General features: G+C 72.4%; 19 protein-coding genes. 8 read left to right on the forward strand and 11 right to left on the reverse strand.

Features of this window, described 5'->3' with window-relative positions:
* Positions 1-59 precede the first annotated feature (59 nt).
* Positions 60-2,486: a heavy metal translocating P-type ATPase gene (locus ACT53Q_RS14745; RefSeq protein WP_476187408.1), complete on the forward strand. Its 2,427-nt coding sequence runs from the start codon at positions 60-62 to the stop codon at positions 2,484-2,486.
* Positions 2,487-2,513: 27 nt separating this feature from the next.
* Entirely contained in the window at positions 2,514-2,978 is a 465-nt protein-coding gene (gene cueR / locus ACT53Q_RS14750; RefSeq protein ID WP_476187409.1) for a Cu(I)-responsive transcriptional regulator, read from the forward strand.
* 6 nt (positions 2,979-2,984) lie between these two features.
* On the opposite strand, the gene ACT53Q_RS14755 is transcribed toward cueR, so the two are convergent.
* The 7 genes from ACT53Q_RS14755 to ACT53Q_RS14785 form a co-directional block, all read right to left on the reverse strand.
* Positions 2,985-3,398 carry a GFA family protein gene (locus ACT53Q_RS14755; protein ID WP_476187410.1) on the reverse strand — a complete coding sequence of 138 codons (414 nt, stop codon included), beginning with the start codon at positions 3,396-3,398 and terminating at the stop codon, positions 2,985-2,987.
* Positions 3,399-3,401: 3 nt separating this feature from the next.
* Positions 3,402-4,004: a hypothetical protein gene (locus tag ACT53Q_RS14760; RefSeq protein WP_476187411.1), complete on the reverse strand. Its 603-nt coding sequence runs from the start codon at positions 4,002-4,004 to the stop codon at positions 3,402-3,404.
* A 143-nt stretch (positions 4,005-4,147) separates the two neighbouring features.
* Positions 4,148-4,609 carry a hypothetical protein gene (locus tag ACT53Q_RS14765; protein WP_476187412.1) on the reverse strand — a complete coding sequence of 154 codons (462 nt, stop codon included), beginning with the start codon at positions 4,607-4,609 and terminating at the stop codon, positions 4,148-4,150.
* Positions 4,610-4,709: 100 nt separating this feature from the next.
* Positions 4,710-5,420: an HAD family hydrolase gene (locus ACT53Q_RS14770; protein WP_476187413.1), complete on the reverse strand. Its 711-nt coding sequence runs from the start codon at positions 5,418-5,420 to the stop codon at positions 4,710-4,712.
* Between the two features lie 59 nt (positions 5,421-5,479).
* Positions 5,480-6,271: a lytic transglycosylase domain-containing protein gene (locus ACT53Q_RS14775; RefSeq protein ID WP_476187550.1), complete on the reverse strand. Its 792-nt coding sequence runs from the start codon at positions 6,269-6,271 to the stop codon at positions 5,480-5,482.
* A 79-nt stretch (positions 6,272-6,350) separates the two neighbouring features.
* Positions 6,351-7,403: a hypothetical protein gene (locus ACT53Q_RS14780; protein ID WP_476187414.1), complete on the reverse strand. Its 1,053-nt coding sequence runs from the start codon at positions 7,401-7,403 to the stop codon at positions 6,351-6,353.
* A 35-nt stretch (positions 7,404-7,438) separates the two neighbouring features.
* The gene (locus ACT53Q_RS14785; protein ID WP_476187415.1) at positions 7,439-8,650 is read right to left on the reverse strand and encodes a cation:proton antiporter; all 1,212 of its coding nucleotides are present in this window, start codon (positions 8,648-8,650) and stop codon (positions 7,439-7,441) included.
* Positions 8,651-9,969: 1,319 nt separating this feature from the next.
* Between ACT53Q_RS14785 and ACT53Q_RS14790 the strand changes: the two genes are divergently transcribed.
* The 6 genes from ACT53Q_RS14790 (at position 9,970) to ACT53Q_RS14815 (ending at position 14,802) form a co-directional block, all read left to right on the forward strand.
* A complete protein-coding gene (locus tag ACT53Q_RS14790; RefSeq protein ID WP_476187416.1) occupies positions 9,970-10,188 on the forward strand; it encodes a hypothetical protein in 219 nt (72 codons plus the stop codon).
* A gap of 119 nt (positions 10,189-10,307) precedes the next feature.
* Positions 10,308-11,426 (forward strand): lytic murein transglycosylase B, encoded by a 1,119-nt coding sequence (gene mltB, locus ACT53Q_RS14795; protein ID WP_476187551.1) that lies wholly within the window; start codon positions 10,308-10,310, stop codon positions 11,424-11,426.
* Positions 11,423-12,550, forward strand: coding sequence for a septal ring lytic transglycosylase RlpA family protein (locus ACT53Q_RS14800; protein ID WP_476187417.1), 1,128 nt, complete (start codon positions 11,423-11,425; stop codon positions 12,548-12,550). Before mltB ends, ACT53Q_RS14800 begins: the two co-directional genes overlap by 4 nt.
* Before the next feature lie 158 nt (positions 12,551-12,708).
* Positions 12,709-13,962: a D-alanyl-D-alanine carboxypeptidase family protein gene (locus tag ACT53Q_RS14805; RefSeq protein ID WP_476187418.1), complete on the forward strand. Its 1,254-nt coding sequence runs from the start codon at positions 12,709-12,711 to the stop codon at positions 13,960-13,962.
* An 87-nt stretch (positions 13,963-14,049) separates the two neighbouring features.
* A complete protein-coding gene (locus ACT53Q_RS14810) occupies positions 14,050-14,343 on the forward strand; it encodes a hypothetical protein (RefSeq protein WP_476187419.1) in 294 nt (97 codons plus the stop codon).
* A 75-nt stretch (positions 14,344-14,418) separates the two neighbouring features.
* Entirely contained in the window at positions 14,419-14,802 is a 384-nt protein-coding gene (locus tag ACT53Q_RS14815) for a VOC family protein (RefSeq protein WP_476187420.1), read from the forward strand.
* A gap of 499 nt (positions 14,803-15,301) precedes the next feature.
* Here the strand turns inward: ACT53Q_RS14815 and ACT53Q_RS14820 are convergent, their stop codons facing one another.
* The 4 genes from ACT53Q_RS14820 to ACT53Q_RS14835 are packed head-to-tail and all read right to left on the reverse strand — an operon-like array spanning position 15,302 to position 21,587.
* Positions 15,302-18,109 carry a bpX6 domain-containing protein gene (locus ACT53Q_RS14820; RefSeq protein ID WP_476187421.1) on the reverse strand — a complete coding sequence of 936 codons (2,808 nt, stop codon included), beginning with the start codon at positions 18,107-18,109 and terminating at the stop codon, positions 15,302-15,304.
* A gap of 22 nt (positions 18,110-18,131) precedes the next feature.
* Complete coding sequence (locus tag ACT53Q_RS14825) at positions 18,132-20,003, reverse strand: hypothetical protein (RefSeq protein WP_476187422.1); 1,872 nt, start codon at positions 20,001-20,003, stop codon at positions 18,132-18,134.
* The gene (locus tag ACT53Q_RS14830; protein WP_476187423.1) at positions 20,003-20,434 is read right to left on the reverse strand and encodes a bpX5 domain-containing protein; all 432 of its coding nucleotides are present in this window, start codon (positions 20,432-20,434) and stop codon (positions 20,003-20,005) included. The genes ACT53Q_RS14825 and ACT53Q_RS14830 overlap by 1 nt, the downstream gene beginning before the upstream one ends.
* Positions 20,435-20,447: 13 nt before the next feature.
* The gene (locus ACT53Q_RS14835) at positions 20,448-21,587 is read right to left on the reverse strand and encodes an AAA family ATPase (RefSeq protein WP_476187424.1); all 1,140 of its coding nucleotides are present in this window, start codon (positions 21,585-21,587) and stop codon (positions 20,448-20,450) included.
* Positions 21,588-21,756 lie beyond the last annotated feature (169 nt).

Genomic DNA, 21,756 nt, shown 5'->3' on the forward strand with positions numbered 1-21,756 from the left:
GCGGGGAAGGTCGATGCTGGTGTCGTCGTCACCGCGCATTCGTTTCCCGGAGCCGCTCCATGTCCCCGTCGTCGCCCGTCGCCGCCCCTGCCGATCGCCTGCGTTTCCCGGTCCTCGGCATGACCTGCGCCTCGTGCGCGGGGCGGATCGAACGCGCGCTGGCGGCGGTGCCGGGCGTGGCCGCGGCCACGGTGAACCTCGCCGCCGAGACCGCCGACGTGCGCGGCGACGCGCTCGATGCGGGCGCGCTGGCGGCCGCGGTCGTCGACGCCGGTTACGCGGTCGGTGCGACCGAGCTCGCCTTCGACATCGACGACATGACCTGCGCGTCCTGCGTCGGCCGCGTGGAGCGCGCGCTCCGCGCGGTGCCGGGCGTGACCGCGGCGACGGCGAACCTCGCCACCGAGCGCGCGACCGCGACCGTGCTGGTCGATGCCGCCGACGCGGACGCCGTCGCCGCGCGGCTGATCGACGCGCTGGCCGCCGCCGGCTATCCCGCGCGCCGACACGTGGAGGACGCGCCCGTGGCCGTCGCGCCGGCCCCGTGCTTCGACGGCGAAACATGGCGGCTGCTGATCGCCGCGGCGCTCGCGCTGCCGCTGGTCGCGCCGATGCTGGCGCTGCCGTTCGGTCGCCACGTGATGCTGCCGGGTTGGCTGCAGTGGGCGCTGGCGACGCCGGTGCAGTTCTGGCTGGGCCTGCGCTTCTACCGCGCCGGCTGGCGCGCGCTGCGCGCCGGCACCGGCAACATGGACCTGCTGGTGGCGCTGGGCACCAGCGCGGCCTACGGGCTCAGCGTCTGGCACCTGCTGCAGCCGGCGCCGCACCACGGCCTGCGGCCGCTGTATTTCGAGGCTTCGGCGGCAGTGATCGCGCTGGTGCTGTTCGGCAAATGGCTGGAAGCCCGCGCGCGCCGCCGTGCCGGCGAGGCGATCCGCGCGCTGCAGGCGCTGCGCCCGGCGCGGGCGCGCGTGCGCCGCGACGGCGTCGAGCGCGAACTGCCGCTGGCCGAGGTGCGCGTCGATGACGTCGTCGCGGTGCGGCCGGGCGAACGCTTCCCGGTCGATGGCGAGGTGATCGAAGGCCGCACCCATGCCGACGAGGCGCTGGTGACCGGCGAATCGCTGCCGGTGGCGAAGCAGCCGGGCGATCGCGTGATCGGCGGCGCGATCAACGGCGAGGGCGCGGTGACGCTGCGCACGGTCGCCGTCGGCGCGGAAAGCGCGCTGGCGCGGATCGTGCGGCTGGTCGAGGACGCGCAGGTCGCGAAGCCGCCGATCCAGCGCCTCGTCGATCGCGTCAGTGCGGTGTTCGTGCCGGTGGTGGTCGTGATCGCGCTGCTGACGCTGCTCGGCTGGGGCCTGGCGACCGGCGACTGGAGCCGGGCGACGCTGAACGCGGTCGCGGTGCTGGTGATCGCCTGCCCCTGCGCGCTCGGCCTGGCGACGCCCGCGGCGGTGATGGCGGGCACCGGCGTGGCCGCGCGCGCCGGCATCCTCGTGCGCGATGCCGAGGCGCTGGAGCGCGCCCGCGCGGTGCGGATCGTGGTCTTCGACAAGACCGGCACGCTGACCGAAGGCCGGCCGACGCTGGACGCCCTCGTCGCGGCCGACGGCGATGACGTCGCGCTGCGGGCCTTCGCCGCCGCGCTGCAGGCCGGCAGCGAGCATCCGCTGGCGAAGGCGGTGCTGGCCGCGCACGGCGATGCGCCGCGGCCGGTCGCCACCGACGTGCAGGCGGTGCCCGGCCGCGGCGTGCGCGGCACGGTCGACGGACGCGTCCTGCTGCTCGGCAGCGCGCGACTGCTGGCCGAGGCCGGCATCGACACGGCATCACTGGTTGCGCGCGCCGACGCGCTCGCCGGCGACGGCTGCACGGTGTCGTGGCTGGGCGTGGTCGATCCCGCCGGCGGCGGCACGGCGTGCGGGTTGCTGGCGTTCCGCGATCGCCCGCGCGCCGGTGCCGCGGAGGCCGTGGCGCGACTGCGCGCACGCGGCCTGCGCACGGTGCTGCTGTCGGGCGACAACGCCGGCGCGGCGGCGGCCGTCGCGGCCGCGGTCGGCATCGACGAGGTCCACGCCGAGGCGCTGCCGGCGCACAAGGTCGAAGTGGTGCGCGCGCTCGCGGCGCAGGCGCCGGTGGCGATGGTCGGCGACGGCATCAACGACGCGCCGGCGCTGGCCGCCGCCGACGTCGGCATCGCGATGGGCGGCGGCACCGACGTCGCGCTGGAGGCCGCGGGCATCGCGCTGATGCGGCCCGATCCGCGCCTGGTCGCGGCCGCGCTCGACATCTCCGAGCGCACGGTGCGCAAGATCCGCCAGAATCTGTTCTGGGCGTTCGCCTACAACGTCGTCGGCATTCCGCTGGCCGCGGCCGGCCTGCTCGATCCGGTGATCGCCGGTGCGGCGATGGCGTTCTCGTCGGTGAGCGTGGTGTCGAATGCCCTGCTGCTGCGGCGCTGGTTGCCGCAGACTGCGGATTGATGTCGTGAGTCAGATGGAGAACACGCGATGACGACCGCTTCCTCACGTCCCTGCGGCCATGCCGCGCCTGCCGTCGCCGTCGATCCGGTGCGGATCGGCGAGGCCGCGCGCCTCACCGGCGTCAGCGCCAAGCGCATCCGCCATTACGAGGACGAAGGCCTGCTGCCCGACACCGGCCGTTCGCAGGCCGGCTACCGGCTGTACGGCGACGCCGACCTGCACCGGCTGCGGTTCATCGGCCGCGCGCGCGATCTCGGGTTCTCGATGAAGCAGATCGCGACGCTGCTCGGCCTGTGGGACGACCGCGGCCGCGCCAGCGCCGACGTGCGCGCGCTCGCGCTGGCGCAAGCCGATGCGCTGCGCGCGCGGATCGCCGAGATGGACGCGATGCGGCGCACGCTGGAAGACCTCGCCGCGCGCTGCCACGGCGACGACCGGCCCGACTGCCCGATCCTCGACACGCTCGCCCGCGACGACGCGCCGGCGCGCTGAGACGTCTCAATCCTTTGACAGGTGCGCCAGCGCCGCGGTCGCGGCCTCGCGGTCGTTGTCGTCGAACGGCACGATCTCCAGCGACGCGACGGTGCCCGGATCGAGGCAGCGCGCGTTGACGCTCCAGCCGTCGGGATGGCTGCGCGGCACGTAGAAGCCCTTCACGCCGCAGTGGCGGCAGAACAGATGCCGCGCGGTGCCGGTGTTGAAGCGGTATTCGGTCAGGTCGTCGGCGCCGGACACCAGCCGGAAGCGCGAGGCGGGCACGATCACGTGCAGGAAGCCGGTCTTGCGGCACATCGAGCAGTTGCAGTCCAGCGCCTGCAAGGCCGCGGGCGCATCGATCTCGAAACGCACGCGGCCGCAGTGGCAGCCGCCGTGGTGGGTGATGCGGCCGTCGTCCATCGTGTCGTCGTCCATCGTTCAGTGCCCGCCGTGCTTGCCTTTGCCGTGCCCCTTGCCGTGATCGCTGTTGCCGGGGACGTGGTCATCGTGCGACTTGCCGCCGTTGCCGCGACCGTGGTCGTCGTCGTGCTTCGGGCCATGGCCACGGCCGGGGAAATCGCGCTGCAGCTGGGCGTCGAGTTCGATCGGCCGGCCCCAGCGGTCGTAGCTCGGCACGAACCCGCGCTTGAGCTGGTGGAACTGCGCCGAACCCGGCTTGATGCCCAGCCGCTTCGCGACCGCGCCCCAGCCCTGCGCGTGGTCGCGCTCCCACACCTCGACCACGTAGCGGCACGGCCGTCCGATGAGTTGCGCCAGCGCGCAGGCGTAGTAGATGTCGCCCGGCGCCCAGTGGCGCGCCAGCAGGTCGACCACCAGATCGCGCGGCGCGGCGTGGTAGCGGACCATCTCGTCGACGAACGGATCGCGGTAGCGGTTGCCATAGCGGTTCATGTCGCCCAGCGTCACGTCGATCCAGGTGTCGCCGCTGCGCGGGTTCCAGCCGAAGGTGAACGTCTGTGCGGACACGGTGCCCGCGGCGAAGCCGGCGGTCAGCAGGGCGGTGGCGAGCAGGAGGCGCATGACGATCTCCGTCGGGGTGGCGTCGAAGCGGGAACCGGATCATCGGCCGCGGCGCCGGTGGCGTCCAGCGACGGCGGTCCGGAAATGCCGACGCCGCGGCAGTTGGCCGCGGCGTCGGGGGGATTCACGAAGTGGCGATGGTGTCAGTCGCGCCAGCGGCCGGGGCGGTCGTCGCGATCGTGGTCGCGGTCACGGCCGCGATGGTCGTAGCGATCGCCGTAGCGGTGGTCGTAGCGCGGATCGTAGTACTCGACCCGGCAACGGCCGCGACCATCGCAGATCTGGCGCGAATAGCGGCCGTCGCGGGTGCGGTGGTAACCGTAGGCGTTGCCGTAGGGCGGACCGTAGCGGTCGTCGTAGTCGCGCGGCACGTGGCGGTAGTACACCGGGCGGCCGCGGTAGTCGCGTTCGACGATCAGCCGGTCGTCGTAGTCGTAACGGCCGTAGCGGTAGTACGGCTGGCCGTTGCGGAACACGACGTCGCCCAGATCGACGATCACGCGCACCAGCGGGTCGGCGGCATGCGCGGGAGCGGGCAGGGCCGCGCCGGCGGCCAGGGTGGCGGCGAGGGCGGCGGGGGCGAGCCAGCGGGCGAGGGAAGACATGGTGGAATCTCCGGCCGACCGCGACATTGCGGTCGAGGGTGACGATGCCGCGGGGGCGGTGAACGCCGTTTTAATCTTTCCGGGCGCCCGCCGGCGGCGTTCAGCCTGATGCCAGCGACCGGATCGCCTCGACCAGCCCGTCCGGGCCGTCGACGGTGCGCAGGCGCTCGGTGGCGGCGGGCGGCGCGGCCTCGGCCTCGTGGGCCCAGGTCACGTGGTAGGGCATGTGCACGCCGCAGCCGCCGAGTTCCAGCACCGGCACGATGTCCGAGCGCAGCGAGTTGCCGATCATCGCGAACTGCGTCGGCGCCAGGCCGAATTCGTCGAACAGCCGCGCGTAGGTTGCGGTGTCCTTCTCGCTGACGATCTCGATGCGGCGGAACAGGTCGGCCAGGCCCGACTCGCGGACCTTCGCCTCCTGGTGGAACAGGTCGCCCTTGGTGATCAGCACCACCGGCCGCTCGCTGGCGATGGCTTCGACCGCCGCGCGGATGCCCGGCAGCAATTCCACGGGATGCTGCAGCACCGATTTGCCGATCTCGACGATGCGATGCAGGTCGCGCGCCGAAATGCGCGCGTCGGTGATCGCGATCGCGGCCTCGATCATCGACAGCGTCATGCCCTTGGCGCCGTAGCCGAACAGGGCGATGTTCTGCTTCTCGACCGCGTACAGCCGGTCGTGGGCGTCGTCGAGGTCGACGTAGCCGCCGACGATGCGTTCGAATTCGGCCTGGGCGTCGCGGTAGTAGTCCTCGCTGCGCCACAGGGTGTCGTCGGCGTCGAAGCCGACCAGTCGGAGATCGCGGGTCATGCGCGCAGTATGCCGGGCCGCGCGCCGCCGGTCAGGCCCGCGCCGTCACGGGCCGGGGTTCAGGAACTGCCCTTCGCGCGCGTCGGTGCCGCGGGCGCGGGCGTGGTGGCGGGTTGCGGCACCGGCACGGCATCGGCCGGGCGCAGCGGCGGCGGCGACAGCGCCGCGTGGTAGGCCTGGTACAGCGCCTGCACCTTGTCGAGGTAGTCCTGCGTCTCGGCGTAGGGCGGCACGCCGTGGTAGCGCGCCACCGCGCCGGGGCCGGCGTTGTAGGCGGCGAGCGCGAGCGCCGGATCGTTGCGGTAGCGCTTGAGCAGCGCCCGGAAATGGCGGGCGCCGGCCTCGATCGACTGCGCCGGCGCGAACGGATCGGTCACGCCCAGTTCGGCGGCGACCTCCGGCATCAGCTGCATCACGCCCTGCGCGCCCTTGGGCGACACGGCCTTCTCGTCGAAGCCGCTCTCGACGTGCGCGATCGCGCGCAGCCACGCGTCCTCGACGCCGGTCTTCTTCGCCACCGCGCGGAACACGCGGGCGTGGCGATCCAGTTGCGGTTTGCCGACGGTGCCGAGGCCCTCGTGCGCGGGTTCGCCCGGCGGCGTGGCGACGGTGAATTTCAGGTACACCCGCGACCCGGGCAGGTTGCGGGTGCCGTAGACGAGCTTGCCGTCCTGCTCGCGCTCGTAGAGCGTGCCGCTGAACACGCCCATCTCGCCCCACAGGTTGGGCGTCTGCACGGCGTCGTCGGGAATCTCCTTTGCCTCGCACTTCGAGCCGGGTTCCGGCGCGGTGGAGAGGCTCACCGTGCGTTCGCGCAGGCAGCGGTAGATCGTGCGCGCTTCGGCTGGCATCGCGGCCGAGACCGAGAGCAGCGCGAGTGCGACGACGACGGGGGCACGCAACGACCGCATGGAGGCGTCCGGGCCGGCCTCAGCGCCGGCGCGCGGCCTCTTCCTGCGCCCAGGTGCGGCCAATGCCGCGCAGGCGCATGCGGTGGCGCTGTTCCTCGTCGTGCACGCGGCCCAGCTTCGAGCGGTCCTCGACCTCCAGCAGTTCGACCAGGCCGGTGTCGCGGCGGAACACCAGCGTGCCGGTCTGGGTCAGCACCATGTCCTGCGGCAGGCCGTCGGTGACGGCGCGCGCGCCCAGTTCCTGCGCCAGCGCCCACTGGGTCCTGGCATTGGCGGTGGCATCGAAGCGGTGGGTCCAGCGCAGCCGCGCCAGGCCCGGATCGTCGCGGTCGATCTCCAGCGTGTACTCGCGCACGCCCGGCAGCGGGCGGCCTTCGACCGGCGAGAGGATCGGCTCCGCGTCGCGGTAGGCCTTGCCGGCCACCAGCGTCTTGCCGACGAACGCCGACAGCAGCCGCATCTGCGAGACGGTGCCGGCCTCGACGCTGTCGCGGCTGACGATGTTCTCCATGTTGCTTTCCAGATCGCGGCGCGCGGCGGCGAGCATGCCGTCGCGTTCGCCCTTGTCGACCTTGCCGTTGCCGCCGGCGTCGACCCCGAGGCTGCGGTCGAGGTTGGCGAGGAAGGCCGGCAGCATCACCTTGCGGACGCGGTCGGTGAGGGCGTCGAGGTCGCGCACCCGGCGATAGCGGCCGTCGCCGTCCAGCTCGATCGTCACCGGCAGGTCGTCGAGCGCGTCCAGCACCGGCGCCAGCAGGTCGGACAGGCTGCGGTCGCCGTCGATGGCCTCCACCCGGCTGTCGTGGGTGGTCCAGGTCAGGGCGTAGCCGTCGCGCCCGGCGGCATCGACGCGGATGCGGGTCTCGTCGGTGATGCGGCGGAGGCTGGCGCCATCGTCCTCGCCGTTCTCGCGGTGCGTGGCCTCGTCGTCGTAGGCGACGCTCTGGCCGGTCGTCCACGGCACCGCGACCCGCACGCGCTCGGCGGCAGTGGCATTGGCGGATGCCGCCAGCAGCAGCGTGGACAGGGCGAGCGCGGTCGACGGGCGCGAAAGGCGGAACGGAAGCAGCATGCGCGGGAACTCCGGGGGAAGATGTCGTGCGGCGGTCAGGCGTCGCGTCCGATCAGCGCCTGCATGCGGCGCAGGCGCGGGGCGGTGATCGGCACGGTCAGCATGGTGCTGGCCACGGCCATCAGCAACAGGGCGGTGAAGGTGGCGCTGGTGATGATCGCCTTGTCCAGCAGCACGTTCGCGAAAATGATCATGATCAGGGCCTTGGTCTGCAGCAGCCAGCCGATGATGCCGGCCTCGCCGGGCTTCCAGCCGAGGATCCGGCCCGCCAGATGAACGCCGGCCAGCTTCCCGGCCACCTGCGCCACCAGCAGCGCGGCGGCGGCCGCGACCACGGCCATGCCGCCCATGGTCCAGCCGGTGCGCAGGCCGGTGCTGAGGAAGAACACCGGCATCATCACCAGCAGCACGTTGTGGCGCAGGGTGTCGAGGCGGTCGCGGTCGAACCAGTGGTGGTCCATGACCACGCCGGCGAGGAACGCGCCGACCATGAAATGCAGGCCCGACCAGTCGGCGCCGAACGCGCAGGCCGCCAGCCATACCAGCGCCACGTACCAGCGGTCGCGTTCGGGCAGCCGCACCATCAGCTTGCGGAACCCCACGCAGGCCAGCGCGTAGATCGCGATGAACGCGCCCTGCCGGCCGATCCGCTCCCAGTCCATCAGCACCAGCGCCAGCACGCCCCAGATCGCCACGTCGTCGAGGCTGGCGTAGCGCAGGATGCGCTGGCCGATCGGCTTGCGCAGGATCTCCAGCTTCTCCATCAGCAGGATCAGGATCGGCAGCGCGGTGACCGCGCAGGACATGCCCACGCCGACCACGAACTGCCAGGTCCGGCCCTTCTCGCCCAGCCAGCCGGGGAAAGCGAGCATGCCGATGGCGACCAGGCTGCCCACCAGCAGCGGGGTGCCCAGCGCGAGGCCGGCGGTGATCGCGCTTTCGCGGCGATGCTTCCACGTCTCGCCCAGGTCCAGCTCGATGCCCGCCAGCCACACGAACACCATCACCGACCACCACGCGACGCCGTTGAGCGACTGGATGACGTCCTTGGTGAACACGAACGCGTAGTAATCCGGGAAGGCCGCGCCCAGCACGCCGGGGCCGAGCAGGATGCCGGTGATGATCTGCACCACGACCAGCGGCGCGAAATACTCGGTGCGGCCGAGACGCCAGATCAGGTACGGCACCGAGAAGATGATCGTCATCGCGATCAGGAACAGCTCGGTGGTGGTGATGGCGTGGGGCATGGTCGGGCACGGGCTCCGGAGCGGTGGACAAGGGTCCGGGGTCCGTCGGGGAAAAGCAACGGCGGGGGGCTGCCTGCGCGGCCCCCGGGAGGTGCATTCGTTTGCACCGCGGAATCATGCGGTTAGGTGCGGTCGGGGCGGAGGAAGTGCCGGGCCGGATGGCTGTGTCATCCCGAGCCGCAGGCGAGGGACCTGCTCTTTTGCACGGTGGCGGGTCGGTGGCGTCGCGTCGTGTGGGCGCCGTGCCGGCGCTGGGTCGGACCGCAGTCCCCTGCACCCCACCGGATGTCATCCCGAACCGCAGGAGAAGGACCTGCTTTGCCGTGACGCTGCACGGTTCGCGTCGAGCCCTGCCGAGTTGTCATGCCGGTGCCCGGTTGAACCGACGTCCCGCGCACTCTCGGATGTCATCCCGAGCCGCAGGCGAAGGACCTGCTTGTTGCACGGTGGCAGGTCGGTGGCGTCGAGTCGTGTGGGCGCCGTGCCGGTGCTTGGTCGGATCGCAGTCCCGTGCCTCCACCGGATGTCATCCCGAACCGCAGGTGAGGGACCTGCTTTGCCGTGACGCTGCACGGTTCGCGTCGAGCCCTGCCGAGTTGTCATGCCGGGGCCCGGTTGAACCGACGTCCCGCGCACTCTCGGATGTCATCCCGAGCCGCAGGAGAAGGACCTGCTTGTTGCTCGGTGGCAGGTCGGTGGCGTCGAGTCGTGTGGGCGCCGTGCCGGCGCTTGGTCGGCTCGCAGTCTCGTGCACCCGCCGGATGTCATCCCGAACCGCAGGTGAGGGATCTGCTTGTCGCACAGTGATGTGGCTCGGATTCGGCTGCATCGCTGCGCTCTCGACGCGGACTTCCTTGGGGCTTCCGGGAAAGCCCGGAATCTTTTCCGCACTGGCGTGCGGGCCCCTTTCTTTTCAAAAAGAAAGGGGCGAAAGAAAACTCCTTAGTGCCGAGGCAAATCTGCCGTCGGAGGTGTGGCCGGGATTTTTCGACGAGGCGTCCTGCCTCGTCGAAAAACGGCGGACATCGTGTCCCCCGCCCTCCGGGTCTCCGGGTGCGGATGGGGACGGCGGCTCGGCGCGTTCGTCGGGACGAATGGCCCGCTCGATGGAACAACAGGAGATTTCGTCGCCCCGGCGGATGCCGGGGTCCAGCATGTCGGATAGGCAGCGGGGTCGTTCGGCAACCGGCCTCACTGCCGCTTATCACAACCTCGCGGCCGAAATTCCGACCATTTTTGAAATCGGAAAAAGTCGGAATTTCGGCTGCGGGGAGGGTGCTTAATAGGGCGGGTCGCCACAGATTGGTTACTTCGATTCCATGACTTCCTCAGACAATCCCTTCGGGCCGTTCAAGAACGACGACCATCGACTGGAAGCCGTCCGGCTTCGCGAGGATCGCCTCCGCCTGCGCGAGTGGCGTCTGCTCTGGTTGGGCATCGCGGTATGCATCGCGTTCGCCGTGGTGTGCGTTTTCACTGACCATGCGATTGTGGCAGCGACCTCGCTCGCGACGCTCTTCCGAGCGCTTTCGCAGTGATCATCCGGCCGGCTCCGGACCGCCCCGACAGGTCGTCCACCGCCAAGCCCCGTGCTACCCTCTCGCCGTCCACTCCAGAAAAGAGGCGCAAGCCATTGATTTTCCGTAGCTTGCTGCGCATGGGCACGGTCGCGGCCGTGGTGTCGCTGGCCGCGTGTGCCACGCCTTCGCCGCCGTCGGCGCCGGTCGCGGTGGTGCCGACGCCCGCGTCGGCGCCCGTTCCGCCGCCGCCGCCGTCGGATCGCCTGCCCGACGTGCCGCAGCCGCCCGAGCGCCCCGTCGCGCCGCCGGCGGTCACCGATCCGGCCATTCCGCGCGAGCAGCGCATCGCCGCGTTCGTCGACTACGCCGCCGCCACGTACGGCATCGACCCGCAGCGCATCCGCGACACGCTGGCGCAGGCCGAATACAAGCAGAGCATCATCGACGCCATCACCCGCCCGGCCGAGGCGGTGAAGCCGTGGCGCGACTACCGCACGATCTTCCTCACCCCGGCGCGCATCGACGCCGGCCGCGCGTTCTACCGCGACAACCGCGAGGCGCTGGACCGCGTGTCGGCGCAGACCGGCGTGCCGGCCGAGTACATCGTCGCGATCATCGGCGTGGAGACCTTCTATGGCCGCAACACCGGCAGCTATCGCGTGCTGGATGCGCTGTACACGCTGGCGTTCGATCATCCCAAGCGCGCGCCGTTCTTCGCCGGCGAGCTGGCGCAGCTGTTCGCGCTGGCCAAGGACGAGCCGCAGCTGGACCTGCTCACGCTCAAGGGCAGCTATGCCGGCGCGATGGGCATGGGCCAGTTCATGCCGTCCAGCTACCGGATGTGGGGCAAGGACGGCGACCGCGACGGCCGCCGCGACCTGCTGACCCACCGGCCGGACGTGTTCGCCTCAATCGCGAACTACTTCGTCGCGCACGGCTGGCAGGCCGACGCGCCGGTGGTGGCGCGCGCGTCGCTGGACGCCGGCCGCACCGAGTTCGTGCCCGATTCGCTGCAGCCGGCGTACACGCTGGCGACGCTGGCGGGCCGCGGCTACCGGCCGATGGCCGGTGAACCGCAGCCGCGCGACGCGGCGAAGGACGGCGCCACCGTCGTCGGCCTGGACGGCGACATGGGCCGCGAATACTGGATCGGCTACCGCAACTACTTCGTCATCACCCGCTACAACCGCTCGCCGATGTACGCGCTGGCCGTGCACCAACTGGCGCAGGCGATCCGCGAGGGCAGCGCGCCGTGAGCCCGGCGACGACGATCGGTCGCGCCGCGGTCCTGCTGCTCGCCGCCGCGCTGGCGGCCTGCGGCAGCGCGCCGTCGCGCAAGGCGCCGCCGTCGGCCGAGCGCGTGCCGCCGCCGGCGCACCGGCAGGACGGCGATGCGCCGAAGCGCTCGCCCTACGCCCCGGCGCAGGAAGACCCGTCCAAGCGCGGCGATTACGTCGCCGGCGGGCTGTACGCGCCGGGCGTGCCCGACACCGTGCCGGACCCGATCCCCGACGTCGACGCCATCCCCGAACCGGTGGTGCGCAACGAGCCGCGTTCGGCGATCGGCAATCGCGACTACGCCGTGCTCGGCAAGCGCTACCAGGTGCGCGACCGCGCCGACGGCTACGTCGAAGAGGGCCTGGCCTCGTTCTACGGCAACAAGTTCCACGGCCGGAAGACCTCGAACCACGAGATCTACGACATGTACGCGTTCTCGGCGGCGCATCGCACGCTGCCGCTGCCGTGCTTCGTGCGGGTGACCAACCTGGCCAACGGCAAGTCGGTGGTGGTGCGCGTGAACGACCGCGGGCCGTTCCATTCGGGGCGGATCATCGACCTCAGCTACGCCGCGGCGGCGAAGCTCGGCTTCGTGCGCCAGGGCACGGCGCGGGTGGAAGTGCGCGCCCTGCGCCCGGGCGAGGAGCGCGACGACGGCCGCGACGACGAGCGTGGCGACGACACCCGCGTCGCCGTCCGCGCGCCGGCACCGACCCCGCCCGCCGCGCCTGCCGATCCGGCGCTGTCGGCCGACGAATTCGAGCGCTGGATGCAGGAACGCGGCATCCGCGTCGCCACCGGCACGCCGGCCGACCCGGGCGCCGCGTCCGGCTCCGATCCGGTGCCGCCCGCGGTGGTCGCGGCCGGTCCCGGCGACGTGCTGCTGCAGGTGGGCGCGTACTCGGCCCGCGAGAACGCCGACCGCGCCCGTGAGCGGCTGGCGGCCGGCGGGCTGTCGCCGGTGCGCATCGACGAGGGCAACGTCGACGGCCGGCCGGTGTGGCGCCTGCGTCTGGGCCCGGTGCCGGAGACGCAGGTGCAGGAACTTTCGCGCCGCGCGGCCGATCTGGGCTTCGCGGCCGCGCAGATCGTGCGGGACTGAGGCGCACGACCGACCCGCGGGACGCGGGGCCGCACGGAGGCGGCGCAAGGATGACGGCTCGGCAGGTGCGGGCCACTTCCGTCAGAATGACGGCCTTGGTGTTGATTGCAGATTCTCATTGCGCGGCACGGCCGCGATTCTCCGGAGTACACGATTCGATGAAGACGTTGGGCGGCTTGCGGCAGGGGCGGGACGGGATCGGCTGGACGCGGGGGCTGGCGCTGGCCGCCGCCGTGTTCGCGACGGGGCTGGGACTCGCCCAGACGCAAGCCCAGACACCGGCCCCGGCGCCCGCGGCACGGCCCGCGCCGCCCCCGATCGCCATCCCCGACGCACCGAAGCCGGCCCACGCCGCCGCCTGGCTGGTGATGGATGACGCCACCGGCCGCATCCTCGCCGGCGAGCACTACGACGAGCGCCTGCAGCCGGCCAGCATCACCAAGGTCATGACCTCGTATGTCGTCGGCGCCGAGCTGAAGGCCGGCCGCATCAAGGCCGACGACAAGGTGATGATGAGCGAGAACGCCTGGCGCAGCGGCGGCGCCGGCACCGACGGCAGCTTCAGCGGCTTCGAGGTGAACAAGACCGCGCCGCTGGTCGACATGGAAATGGGCATGGCGATCCAGTCCGGCAACGACGCCGCGATCGCGCTCGCCGAGCACATCGCCGGCAGCGAGTCGGCGTTCGCCGCGCTGATGAACGAGTACGCCAAGCGCATCGGCATGAAGAACAGCCACTTCGTCAACGCGACCGGGCTGGAGGCGAAGGACCATTACTCCAGCGCGCACGACCTGGCGCTGCTCGGCCGCGCGCTGATCCACGATTTCCCGCAGCAGTACGCGTACAACAAGGTCCGCGAGTACACCGTGGGCCCGATCACCCAGCGCAACCGCAACCTGCTGCTGTGGCGCGACGATTCCGTCGACGGCATCAAGACCGGCCACCACGGCGCCGCCGGCTATTGCCTGATGGCGTCGGCCAAGCGCGGCGACCAGCGCCTGATCACGGTGGTGATGCACGCCAACAGCGAGGAAGAGCGCGCGGTGGATTCGCTGGCGCTGCTCAACTGGGGCTTCCGCTTCTACGAGACCCAGCGCCTGTACGACAAGGACGCGGTGATCGCCACCCACAAGCTGTGGAAGGGCACCGCCGACGAAGTGAAGCTGGGCGTGGCGCAGCCGCTGCTGGTCAGCCTGCCGCGCGGCCGCTACGGCGAACTCAAGCCGACGATGGACGTGCCGAAGACGCTGACCGCGCCGATCAAGGGCGGCGCGGCGATCGGCACGGTGCGGGTGACGCTGGACGGCAAGGTCGTCGCCGAGGCGCCGCTGGTGGCGCTGGAAGGCGTGCCCGAAGCCGGGTTCTTCAAGCGCCTGTGGCACGAATTCCTGATGTGGTGGGACTCGGTCTGATCGCGTCTGCCTGATCGGGCCCGCCTGAACGCAGGCGGCGGCGCCGCGGCACCGTCGCCCGCATCGCTCCAACCGGGGGAAAACGGCATGGATTTCAGCGAATTCGTCGCGGTGGTCGCGTCGCCGAAGGAACCGGAGCTCAAGGATTTCGAGCGCGTCTCGGTGTTCGCCTACACCGCCGAAAAGGATGAGCTGTGGACCGCGATGGGCCACGCCGGCCTGCATCCGGTCTACCGCGCGCTGCTGGCGCAGGCCTTGCAGCGGAAGGTCGTCGAGGAATACGAACTCGAACAGGCGCGCCGCAAGAAGCTCGACGAAGAGGCGCGGCTGGAAGCGTCGAAGGACGAACCGCCGCCGCCCGCGCGCCGCCGCGCACGCTGAGCCGCGTCGCGGCGGTATCGTGGGCAGGCCACCGGTGCGATCCGCGCGCCGGCTCGCACACCGGAGCATGACGCCATGGCCCATCGCAGCCGCCTCGCCGGCTTCATCATCGACTGCAAGACCGACGACCTCGACGCCGCCGCGCGCTTCTGGAGCGACGCGCTGGGCTGGCCGGTCGGCACGCTGTCGCCGGAGGAAGCGGATACCTACGTCAAGCTCGACGACGCGCCCGGCGGGCTGCATGTCGAAGTGCAGAAGGTGACGCACGACTCGCGCGTGCACCTGGACATCGAGACCGACGACATCGAGGCCGAAGTCCGCCGGCTCGAAGCGCTGGGCGCGAAGCGCCTCACTGCCGTGCACACCTGGGTGGTGATGGAAGCGCCCACCGGCCAGCGGTTCTGCGTGGTGCGGATGAAGCATCCGGAGACCGGCGCGCCGCCGAACGCGTGGGCGTGAGTCTGATGCATCCGCACTTCTTGTCCCGGCAGATCATCGGGTCATGTGAGTTCGACCCATCTTGTGTCATCCCGAGCGCAAGGCGAGGGACCTGCTTCATTGACGATCGGCGTCATTACTTGGCTAATGCGAATGGCGGGCTTACCTGCTTTGCCTTTGGTTTCGCTCGCTGCCGCGAGCGAGTCACCTTTCTTTGCTTGTGCAAAAGAAAGGGTGACCCAAAGAAAGCACACCCCGTCGGTCGCGCCCGACGCTGCGCGTCGGGTGCACGGGCTTCGCGGGGTTTTTCGACAGCACATCCCTGTGCTGGTCGAAAAACGCGCGGCCTCCTGCCGCGCGCCCTGCGGGCCTGATCCGCGAAGCCCGTCGCGACCAGGGGCCCCGGAACGTCAAGACCAGAACCGGCTCACGAATGTCGTCAGAACATGATTGCCCGAGGCCTCCGCGAAAATCCGTGGGGATAGCTTCGGCCTGATCCGTCACCCGCGATAACGCTGCATCAGCACAGACTGAAGGCGGTGGTCGCGACATGGTCGAGGCGCAGGTCGAGCACGCGGCCGCGATCGTCGAACAGCACGACGTGGTCGCCGCGTTCGTGCAGTCGTGGCGTGCCGTCCAGCGGCCAGTCGATCGTCGCCACCGGCTTCCCATCGGAGGGCCGGCACAGCAGGAACCGCCGCATTCCCGGCCCGGACACGCCGATCGCGATGCCGTTCTGCGCTGCCTGGCAGGTGATGCCGATCCCGCCGCCGTCGGCGTTCATCGCCGCGAAATCCGCGCCGTCGATCTCGATGCGGCGCTCCGGGCCATTCAACCGGAACGACAGTTGCAGCCGCTGCGCCGACAGCGCCTCGATCCGCGGCTGGCAGGCGCGGCCGTAGGGTTGCAGCAGCAGCGGCAGCGCCGGGTCGATCTCGATCCGGTCGCGATAGCCCAGCCGCCGTCCCGGCAGGTGGTAGGTCCACGCCTCGAATCCGTCCGGCGTGATCATCAGGTATGACTCGTGCGTCGCCGAATACTGCGCGACGACCAGCCGGCCGGGCAGGTCGCCGACGTGCCAGACCACGTCGCGCAGCGAGCGCGCGGTGTCGATCACGAGGATGCGGTTGTCGGCGACCACGCTCCACGCCGCGCCGTCGAAGCGCGGGGCATGCGCATCGACGCGCAGCGAGCCGAGGTCGGTGCAGGTCTGGCGGACGAGGTCGAGCCGGCTGATGCGGGACACGCCCTCGCGCCGCGCCACCGCGAGCGCGACCTGGCCGTTGTCGGCGAGCACCAGCGCGTCGGCGGGCACGGCGTGGCGATGGCGCACGCGGCCGCGCGCGTCCACCTGCACCACGCCGGCTTCGCCCAGCGCGAGCAGGTACGCGCGATCGGGCAGCGGCGCCGCATCGAGGATCGGCATCAGCCCCGGCGCCGGTGCGGTCGGCGCGATCGGCGTGGCGCGCGCCCACAGCGTCGGCTGTTCCACGATCGGCGGCAGCGACCACGCCGGCAGGTCGGCGCGCAGCAGCGGGTCGTCGCACTTGTCGAGGAGCTTGTTGAGCTTCGACTTGCCCAGCACGTTGCGCCTGGCCGCGCGGTCGCAGGCGATCGCCGGCAGCAGCGCGTTGGCGATCGCGGCGACGGCGGGCGTGCGTGTGTGCACGGCCAGCAGCGCGTCCGCCAGCGCACTGCGCGCGTCGGCGGCGATGTCGATGTCGATGGCATCGCCGCCCGGCCGCGCCAGCGCGCGCAGGCGGTCGGCGTGCACGGTCGGAGTGTCCGGCAACAGTTGCGCCCGGCGCACCAGTGCGCGTGCCGAGAGCGTCTCGCCGGCGTCCTCGGCGATGCGCAGCCAGCCGGCGGCGAGATTGCGCGCCTCCGGCACCGGCCACACCGCGTCGACCGCGGCCAGCCAGTCGCCGCGATCGGCCAGCGCCTCGCCCCAGTGCAGGCGCAGCCGGTTGGCCAGCGCCGGATGGGTCTTCTCCAGCGCGGCCACGGCCTGCGCGAACTCGCCGTCGCGGCGCGCCACCTGCAAGGCACGCGCTTCGTCGCCGGCGAGCAGCAGCAGGCGCACGGCGACCGCGCCGGGCATCTGCCAGGTCAGCGCCAGTTCCGCCGCCTGCGCGTGGCGGCCATGACGCTCCAGGTAATCCAGGCATTCCTGCCGGGCGTTGAGCAGTTCGCCCAGCACGAACGCCGCCTCGTCGATGCGGCCGTCGCGGTCGAGACGCTCGAACGTGCGCCGGTAGAGGTCGCGGAGGTGTTGCTTCGTGCCGTCGTCCAGGCCGATGTCGACGCTGGCGCCGGTCTGGCCGCCGAGGCGCAGGTCGTCGCGACGCCCGGGCGTGCCGAAGGCCTGCCCCAGCGAATCGCCGGTGCGGTCGATCGGCAGCGCGTGGCGCAGGGCTTCGAGCGGATCGCCTTCCTCGAAGCGCTGCATCATCCGCCGCAGGTAGGCGCCCTGGCGCCAGCCGATCAGGCGCGAGGCGCGGGTGGCGACGGCGAGCCGGGTCAGCGCGTCGCGCCAGGCCGACGGCGGGCGTGGTGCGGTGCGCGGCGCCACGCCGCCCGCGGCGGTGCCCGTCCGCTGCGCCCGCGGCAGACCGGCTTCGGCGATCGCGCCGGCCCCGGCGCCCAGCCAGCGCAGCGCGCGATTCACCAGTGACGCCCCGATGCCGACGCCGACCCCGCTGCCCGGACCGCCGTTGCCGCCCGCGGCCCGTCGCTTCCGTTCCGCGGTGTCGGCCGCGATCTGGCGCAGGAACTGTTCGCGCTCCGCGCTCGGCGGCGGAATGCGATCGCCCAGCGCCTCGCGTACGTCGCGGCGGGCCGGGGGCGGCAGCGGCGGCGCGGCGACCGTCGCGCTGCAGTCGAAGGTGTCGTGCAGGGTGAGATCGCCGAGGTCCAGCCATGTCGACGGATCCAGCGCCGCGCCGTCGGCGAAGCGCAGGCCGTGCATGCGTGCGCCGCGCACCAGCACCACGTCGACGCCGCGCATGGCCGCGCGTTCGGCATCGGTCAGCGGCGCGCTGGCCAGCATTGCGCCGCCCCGCTCGCCGTCGAGCCGGCACAGCGCCAGCCCGGGCAGCGTCGCGCAGTCGGCCAGAATCGGCTGCGGGAAGCGCAGCAGGTCGCCGTCGGCGAAGCGCAGCGCCTGCGTGCCCGGTCGCCAGTGCGCGAGCACCCGCGCCGCATGGGCGTCGCCGTCGCGCAGCGCGGCGTCGAACCACAGCCCCGCGACCGGCTGCACGCCGGTCCACAGCGGTTCGCGCACGGTCGCGTCGGCGGCCGCGAGGGGCAGGGCGGCGTCAGTCCGCATCGGGCGCCTCGTCATCGTCCGACTAGGCGAGCGGGCCTTCGCCGCCGGGCGTGATCACGACCAGCTTGCGATGTTCGGTGACCGCGGCGATCACGTCGCAGTCCACGCCCACGCTGACCGTCGCGATCGGCGCGTCGGCGTGGTGCAGCAGGGTCTTGTCGGCGCCGTCGAACAGCGTGATCCGCCGACGGTCGGGTGACAGTGCGACCAGCCCGTGCAGGCGCGTGCCGGGCACGAGGGTCAGACCACAGGCACGCCAGCCTGCGCCGAGATGGAATTGCGACGAATGCCATTCGAGGGCCATGCCGCCGCGCTGGACGATCACCCAGTGGCCGCCCTCGCGCTGCCCTCCCGAGCACATCGCCCATGCCCCGGTACCGAGCGCGGCGACGCGCAGGAACCCCTGCGTCGGCGGTCGCGGTGTGTCGACCTGGTGGACCACCGTGTCGGTGCCGCCGAAACGATGGTGCAGGCGCAGCGTTGTGCGCTGCCCGTCGCGATGCACGTAGACCAGCCGTTCCGCGTCCAGCCGCGCCATCGCCAGCACGTCGCGCGCGATCGTGGCGAAGGGCGGATCGTCCTTCGCGAACCGGTCGCCGCTGGCGAAGCGCACCAGCCGGCGCGCGGCGTCGAGCACGTAGAGGTGATGTGGTTTCTTGCCGCCGGCGAGCAGCGCGCACGGCAGCCAGTGCGCCTGGCCGGGCGGCGCCAGGAACGCGTCCTTCGGCGGGCGTCCGTGGGTGCGGAAGCCGTCGATGTTCCAGAAATGCAGGTGCTCGGGATCGGCGATCACGCCGCCGAACGACTTGCCCAGCGTCGCGCACAGCAACTCGCGGCCGCGGGCCCAGTTCGCCGAGCGCGTCGGCTTCGGTGCGCGGCCGCCGTCCTTCGGCAGCGTGTAGAGCATCGCCGCGCTGGCATCGACCAGCGGCACCGCGATGCGTTCGCCACCGGGGGCGATCAGCGGCGGCTGCCGCAGCGACAGCCGCGGGCCGTCGTGTGCCGGTGCGGGCTCGTCCGCCGGCATCGCCATGCGCTCGAACGCGAATCGGCCGCGCAGCAGCTGCGCCGCGCCGCGGCTGTCCGGCAGCGGCAGCCGCACCTCGCGCAGCGCGCCGTTGGCTTCGATGCGCACGGCCAGCGTGGCGCGGTCCTCGCGGCGGATGGCGACACGGTGGGTGAACTCGGCCGCGTCGACGGTGCCGTCGGCATCGCCGATCCGCCAGCGTTCGCCGGGCGTCCGGCGGTCGTCGGCCAGCGCGTCGCGCCAGGCCGCGAGCGCGGTGGCATCGGCATGGGCGAACGTGCGGGTGGTGAGGAACGCCTTCAGCTGCTGCGGCTGGTCGGCCGGATGCAGCTGCGGCGGCGTGGCCAGCGTGCCCCAGCCGAACTGCAGTTGCGCGGCCATCGCGCGCCGGGCCAGCAGGATCCACAGCGCGATGTGCGCCAGCCGCGGTGCGCCGAGCTGGGCCGGCCCGCAGTCGAACAGCGCGACGATCCGCGCGTCGGCCTTGCGCGCTTCGCGTCGCGGCGACAGGAACAGGTGTTCGCCGCTGCTGGCGCGGCGCAGGAATTCGTCCGGGGCCACGTCGGCCACCGCCCATTCGCTGAGCAGCAGGCGGTGGTACGGACCGCGCCGGCGCAGGTCGTCGATGCCGACCGGTTCCTCGCCCTGCTGCAGCCGCGGACCGCGCAGCGCGCCGAGCGCCGCGTCGAGGCGGGGCAGCAGATCGCCCAGCGCTGCGATCTGCTCCGGCGGCAGCCAGTCCAGCCACGCCCGCCACGGCGCCAGCGCGCGCGGCAGCGGCGTCTCGACCGGCGCCGGCGCAACCGCCGGAGTCGTGTCCGTCGCCGGCGCGGGCAGCAGCAACTGCGGAGGACGCGGACCAGGCATCAGCCGGCCCACCGCGCGGCGATGCGCGCCAGCACCGGCGCATCGGCTGGCAGCAGCCGATCCAGCGGCACGCACTGCGCCGGGTCGGGCCACAGCAAGAGAGGTTTGCGCGGATGCCGGCGGGCGATCGCCGCCGCCAGCAGGTCCAGCGGCACGTCCGGGCGCAGCAGCGTCGGCAGCCACAGGCCGGGCGCCTCCGGCCGCGGCGCCACGTAGCGGGCGCCTTCGACCCACGGCAGGGCGTCGGCGGCGCCGGTGAGCAGCAGCAGGTCCTGGTGCGCCGTCACCTGCCACGGCGCGGGCGTGCGTGCGTCGGGGCGTGCCTGCGCAGCGGCCTCGGCGCGGCGGAACAGCGCCCGCGCGACCGCGCCGACGCCGACCACGCCGGCTGCGGCGGGAATCTCCGGTTCGGGACGCCACTGCCAGCGCATCGGGCGTCGTGCGTCAGCCCGGGTTCGCCGGCACGCCCGCCACGGCCGCCGCCAGCCGTGCGCGCTGCGCGGCCAGCGCCTCGGGCAGCGCCTCGGCGGTGAAGTTGGCGTCGATCTCGCGCAGCAGCGCTTCGGCCAGCGTGGCCTTCAGCGCGGGCTCGTGGCCGCCGTCGAGGCAGGCCTGCGCCGCTTCGACCAAGCGCGACACCCGCGACAGTGGCTGCAGGCTGGCCTGCTCCACCGCCGCGTGCAGGGTCGGGTGCGCGGCAACGGCGAGCCGCTCGCGCAGCACTTCGCGGGCGTTGAGCTGGCTCTGCCGGGTCGGCATCACGTAGAACAGCGGCCACAGATCGGCCTCGGTCGCGCGGGTGCGGCCGGCCAGCACCGTCGCGGCGGCCACCAGCCGCTGCGCCTTCACGATCCGCCGGTCCGACAGCCCCAGTCCGGCCGCGCGCAGCTGGCGCAGCGCCGCCGCCAGCGCGCCGCGGGCCTCGTCCATCTCCACCGTCGCCACCGCATCGCACAGCACGGTGAGCTGGGCGAGGTCGGCGCAGGGCAGGGTCGGCTGGCGCTCGCTTTCCCAGCCGCCGCGCAGCAGCGCTTCCAGCTGGTTGTCCGGCACCGGTTCCACGAACAGGTGCAGCAGGAATCGGTCGGCGAACGCCGCCAGCGATTCGTCGTCCGGCAGCGCATTGGCCGCGCCCACGCAGACCCGCAGCGGGCAGTCGTGCACGGTCTGGCCGCGGCGGAAGCGGCGTTCGTTGAGGATGCCCAGCAGCGTGTTGAGCACCGCGGTCGAGCCGAGGAAGACCTCGTCGAGGAACGCCACGTCGGCTTCCGGCAGCATGCCGGTGACGTCGGTCTCGACCACGCCCTCGCGCAGCCGGCGCAGGTCGACCGGGCCGAACAGCTCCGACGGCTCGGTGAAGCGGCCCAGCAGGTATTCGAAGTAGCGGCCGCCCAGCGCGCCGGCGACGCGGCGCACGATCGCGCTCTTGGCGGTGCCGGGCGGGCCGATCACCAGCAGGTGTTCCTGGGCCACGGCCGCCAGCACGATGAGTTCGGCCAGCTGTTCGCGGCCGACCATGCCGCGGGTGGCGGTGCGGACCACCTCGCGGAGGCGGGCGGCGGTCTCGGCGAGGGCAAGCGTCATGGGGTCCTGCACGATGGGGTCCTGCACGGAGGAGGCGTCGGAGGGGCGTGGCGGGCGATGGCCGGCCGCGGCCCGCCATCTTCGCCCACGAGGGTGGCGTTTTCGCGCTCGTGGCCCGGCGCAAACGACGACGGCCGCCCTGGGGCGGCCGTCGCGCGTGCAACCGGTG

The sequence above is a fragment of the Lysobacter sp. DMC97 genome (assembly GCF_056313745.1).

Bases quoted from the DNA above. Each gene is read 5' to 3' on its own strand.
- ACT53Q_RS14755 (WP_476187410.1), bottom strand. From the start codon at position 3,398: ATGGACGACGACACGATGGACGACGGCCGCATCACCCACCACGGCGGC.
- ACT53Q_RS14770 (WP_476187413.1), bottom strand. From the start codon at position 5,420: ATGACCCGCGATCTCCGACTGGTCGGCTTCGACGCCGACGACACCCTG.
- ACT53Q_RS14745 (WP_476187408.1), top strand. From the start codon at position 60: ATGTCCCCGTCGTCGCCCGTCGCCGCCCCTGCCGATCGCCTGCGTTTC.
- ACT53Q_RS14835 (WP_476187424.1), bottom strand. From the start codon at position 21,587: ATGACGCTTGCCCTCGCCGAGACCGCCGCCCGCCTCCGCGAGGTGGTC.
- ACT53Q_RS14785 (WP_476187415.1), bottom strand. From the start codon at position 8,650: ATGCCCCACGCCATCACCACCACCGAGCTGTTCCTGATCGCGATGACG.
- ACT53Q_RS14825 (WP_476187422.1), bottom strand. From the start codon at position 20,003: ATGCCTGGTCCGCGTCCTCCGCAGTTGCTGCTGCCCGCGCCGGCGACG.
- cueR (WP_476187409.1), top strand. From the start codon at position 2,514: ATGACGACCGCTTCCTCACGTCCCTGCGGCCATGCCGCGCCTGCCGTC.
- ACT53Q_RS14760 (WP_476187411.1), bottom strand. From the start codon at position 4,004: ATGCGCCTCCTGCTCGCCACCGCCCTGCTGACCGCCGGCTTCGCCGCG.
- ACT53Q_RS14805 (WP_476187418.1), top strand. From the start codon at position 12,709: ATGAAGACGTTGGGCGGCTTGCGGCAGGGGCGGGACGGGATCGGCTGG.
- ACT53Q_RS14790 (WP_476187416.1), top strand. From the start codon at position 9,970: ATGACTTCCTCAGACAATCCCTTCGGGCCGTTCAAGAACGACGACCAT.
- ACT53Q_RS14775 (WP_476187550.1), bottom strand. From the start codon at position 6,271: ATGCCAGCCGAAGCGCGCACGATCTACCGCTGCCTGCGCGAACGCACG.
- ACT53Q_RS14820 (WP_476187421.1), bottom strand. From the start codon at position 18,109: ATGCGGACTGACGCCGCCCTGCCCCTCGCGGCCGCCGACGCGACCGTG.
- ACT53Q_RS14810 (WP_476187419.1), top strand. From the start codon at position 14,050: ATGGATTTCAGCGAATTCGTCGCGGTGGTCGCGTCGCCGAAGGAACCG.
- ACT53Q_RS14765 (WP_476187412.1), bottom strand. From the start codon at position 4,609: ATGTCTTCCCTCGCCCGCTGGCTCGCCCCCGCCGCCCTCGCCGCCACC.
- ACT53Q_RS14830 (WP_476187423.1), bottom strand. From the start codon at position 20,434: ATGCGCTGGCAGTGGCGTCCCGAACCGGAGATTCCCGCCGCAGCCGGC.
- mltB (WP_476187551.1), top strand. From the start codon at position 10,308: ATGGGCACGGTCGCGGCCGTGGTGTCGCTGGCCGCGTGTGCCACGCCT.
- ACT53Q_RS14780 (WP_476187414.1), bottom strand. From the start codon at position 7,403: ATGCTGCTTCCGTTCCGCCTTTCGCGCCCGTCGACCGCGCTCGCCCTG.
- ACT53Q_RS14815 (WP_476187420.1), top strand. From the start codon at position 14,419: ATGGCCCATCGCAGCCGCCTCGCCGGCTTCATCATCGACTGCAAGACC.